This is a genomic window from Prosthecobacter sp., from assembly GCF_044222345.1.
GTDB lineage: Bacteria > Verrucomicrobiota > Verrucomicrobiia > Verrucomicrobiales > Verrucomicrobiaceae > Prosthecobacter.
Map to the genome: position 1 here is coordinate 65786 of NZ_JBGANL010000036.1, position 3431 is coordinate 69216.

Annotated in this window: 3 protein-coding genes; 2 read left to right on the plus strand and 1 reads right to left on the minus strand. The window is 65.1% G+C overall.

Going from position 1 to position 3431, the window contains the following annotated elements; translation table 11 throughout:
• Nucleotides 1-7 precede the first annotated feature (7 nt).
• Together ACILSL_RS18415 and ACILSL_RS18420 are read left to right on the plus strand one after the other, a co-directional pair.
• Entirely contained in the window at nucleotides 8-2071 is a 2064-nt protein-coding gene (locus ACILSL_RS18415; RefSeq protein ID WP_395733523.1) for a transglycosylase domain-containing protein, read from the plus strand.
• 423 nt (nucleotides 2072-2494) lie between these two features.
• Nucleotides 2495-2905 carry a hypothetical protein gene (locus ACILSL_RS18420; RefSeq protein WP_395733524.1) on the plus strand — a complete coding sequence of 137 codons (411 nt, stop codon included), beginning with the start codon at nucleotides 2495-2497 and terminating at the stop codon, nucleotides 2903-2905.
• Nucleotides 2906-3087: 182 nt separating this feature from the next.
• Here the strand turns inward: ACILSL_RS18420 and ACILSL_RS18425 are convergent.
• On the minus strand, nucleotides 3088-3431 hold a 344-nt coding region (locus ACILSL_RS18425; protein ID WP_395733525.1), incomplete at its 5' end, for a hypothetical protein.

Genomic DNA, 3431 nt, shown 5'->3' on the forward strand with positions numbered 1-3431 from the left:
GCCCCGCATGCCCACCCTCTCCGCAATTCTCCCCACCCACCGCGCACGCAACCACAGCCTCCCCCGCTGGTTCCGTTTCATCGGTGGCACCTGCGCCGTGTTCTTGCTCATCGGCCTCATCGCCTTCGCCCTCGTCTGGCACCACTACTCCGCCCTCGCCGCCACCTATGACATGGCCGCCCTCACGCGCGGCCAGAATGAAACCCTCATCAAAGGCGCCCAAGGCGAGCCCATCGGCAGCGCCAGCGAAATCGAACGCGAGATCGTCACCCTCGATGATGTCCCCATCACCCTCGTCCAGGCCATCATCGCCACGGAGGACGCCCGCTTCTTCTCCCATCCCGGGTTCGACTTCATCGGCCTCACCCGTGCCGCCGTGAAAAACTTCACCTCACGCGGCATCCGCCAGGGCGGCAGCACCATCACCCAGCAGCTCGCCCGCAATGCCTTCGGCCTCCAGGGCCGCAGCTATGAGCGCAAGATCACCGAGATCTTCCTCGCCATGCGCATCGAGCGTGAATACACCAAGGAGCAGATCCTCACCCATTACATCAATCGCATCTACCTCGGCACCGGCTGCAGCGGCGTCGGCGCCGCCGCCCGCTGTTACTTCGGCAAAGACGTCCACGACATCTCCCTCGTCGAGTCCGCCACCCTGGCCGGCATCATCAAGGCCCCCGTCGCCTTCTCCCCCATCACCCAGCCCGCCCTCGCCAAACAGAAGCGCGATCTCACCCTCCAGCGCATGGCAGAGACCGGCAGCATCACCGCAGCCGAAGCCGCCGTCGCACGCGACCAGCCCCTCACCATCAGCCACGATAAAAACCGCGTCCGCACCGGTTACATGCTCGCCGCCGCACGCGCCGAATTCCAGCGCCTCGGCCTCAAGCCTGGCACCCCGCCTGAGATGACCATGACCCTCCGGCTCGACTGGCAGCACACATTGGACACCCTCGTCCGCAAGCACCTCGACACCCTCGCCCCCAAGGACAAAACCCTCCAGGGCGCCGTCATCGTCCTCGACAACACCACCGGAGCCATCCTCGCCATGCAGGGCGGGCGCGACTTCACCACCAGCCCCTTCAATCGCGCCCTCGATGGCATCCGCCCCCCCGGCACCGCCTTCCTCCCCCTCGTTTACGCCGCCGCCCTCACCGCCCAGCCAGACATCACCGATGCCCCCCAGCTCGATGGCCCCCTCGACAACAAGCAGGCCATGATCGGCGGCCTCACCGGTACCCTCGGCGAATGGGGCGCGGAGGGCGAGCCCGTCGCCTACACCGGCGGCACCATCACCCCCGTCCAGGCCCTCCTGGAAAACCGCACCGCCGCTACCGTCCGCCTCGGTTATCAGGTCGGGCTGGAGCCTCTGCGCACCGCCCTCGGCCGCTGTCACTTCAGCACCCCGCTGCGCACGGAGGCCGCCTTCACCCTCGGCCAGAGCCCCCTCCGCCTCATCGAAGTCGCCCACGCCTTCACCGCCATCGCCAATGACGGCCGCACCTGCTCCACTCCCCACCTCCTCGCCGGCCCCACCGTGCGCAGCAGCGAGATCTTCACCCCCGCCGCCGTCGCCCATGTGCGCGATACCCTCATCACTGGCATGGAGCGCCCCGAATACCGCAAGCCCCTCCTCGCCCATGGCCTCGCCCGCAAAAGCATCGCCGGCTACGGCGGCATCACCTACGACCGCACCGACGCTTGGTTCATCGGCTCCGACCGCCAGCGTACTTGCCTCGTCTGGATCGGGCATGACAAAGACGCCCCCATCAGCGCCACCACCACCGCCTCCACCGCCGCGCTCCCCCTGTGGGCCGCCGTCTTCGCCATGGTTACCGAAGGCAAACCCAAAGGCTGGGACGCCAAAGATCCCGCCTCCCAGCTCCTCGCCACGCCCCCCCGCGCCCTCTTTGTGGAAGGAGAGGCCCGCGTCATCCCCGTCACCCCCGTTTCCACCGTCGTCCTCGGCCAAGACCCCTACCAAAGCACCACCGCCCCCGGCGCCGTCCCCAGAGCCATCCCCGTCCCCGAGGACGACTACATCCCCAAAGCCATCCCCGTGCGCCAGTAGCCCCCACGAATCGTCCTCGTTCTCGATTCTCCCAGTCAAGCACAAGCGCAGTACTCCGGGCCGTAGGTCGGCCGTGTTTGGCGTCGAAGATCTTCAGATCTTCCATCACCTCCTCCGCCAAACCGCCCGACTGCGAGGACGTCTGACGCCATGGCGTTCCCAGCCCGCCCGTCCATGAGCGTGCTGCAAACTCCCCGACAAGCAAGACCCTCGGCGTCAAGCCTCGTCCAGCGCAACACAGCATGCTCTGCACCTCCGATGCCAAAAACACCCTCAGACGCCCATGCTCGTCACGGCCCGCCAGTTTGACTCCATGTCTGCGGCGATGGGAAGGCACACTCTCCCAACTGGTAATCAGCCTCCCAACCCTCTATAAACGCCCCTGCACAGAACCACCACCACCGCCCCACGCCACACCCTCCCATGATGTCCAACGAGCTCGCAGGCATATTCATGTGCTTCATCTTCGGCCTCATCGGCACCTACCTCTCCTGGCGGGCATGGACTCAGAAGCAGGTCAACTATCGCAGCCAGTGCTATCGCCGCGAAGACAGCCCCTTCGCATTTTGGTTCATCCTCAGCTTTCAGATCCTCTGGACCGTCTTGCTCATCCTCTTCGGCATCTACCTCAGCATTCATCTCCTCCGCTCCTCCTGGCGCACCGTGGACACCTCTACCCACACGCCTCGCATCGCCGCCCACGAAAATGCCGCACCCTCCGCCCACCGCCACCACGCAAGGCTCCCTTGCTGGGTCCATCATGCTGAGCCTCTTCGGCCTGTTTCTTTTCTTCAACAGCGGGCGGTCCCTGAGTCAGAAACACATCACTTATAAAAACATCCGGTACACTCGGGACCACGAACCTCTTTTCTACTGGCTCCTCACAGCACTGTCCTTGAGCATCGGCTTGATGTGCACCGTGCTCGGCGTGCTCTTCACCCTCAAGACGATTCACTCCCCGGACCATCCATGAAATCGTCCTCAGTCAGCAGAGAAACCGCGCCGTCTCCCCACCCTCACTCAGATCCCGCCCCCGGCGCTGCGGCAGGTGCCGCACCATTTCCACGCCGCGCAAAAATCCCCGGTTTGAACGTCGTCACCCACATCGGCGCACCCCAGGACGAAGGATAGCGCGACGTATACCGCACCGTCTTCTCCTTCAGCGGCGTCCCCGGCGCCGGATGCGGCACCTCCAGATCATGGTAGATGTACTCATAGGAACCGTGCGGCGAAGCCACCCGGTCATAGTACCCCATGCCACCCGGGCGTGATTCACTGTACGGGTAGAACCCGCTCCGCTCATACGGCCTGCCATACGGGCGCAGGCCGCTCACATACGCTGGCGATCCAAACGCAGGCG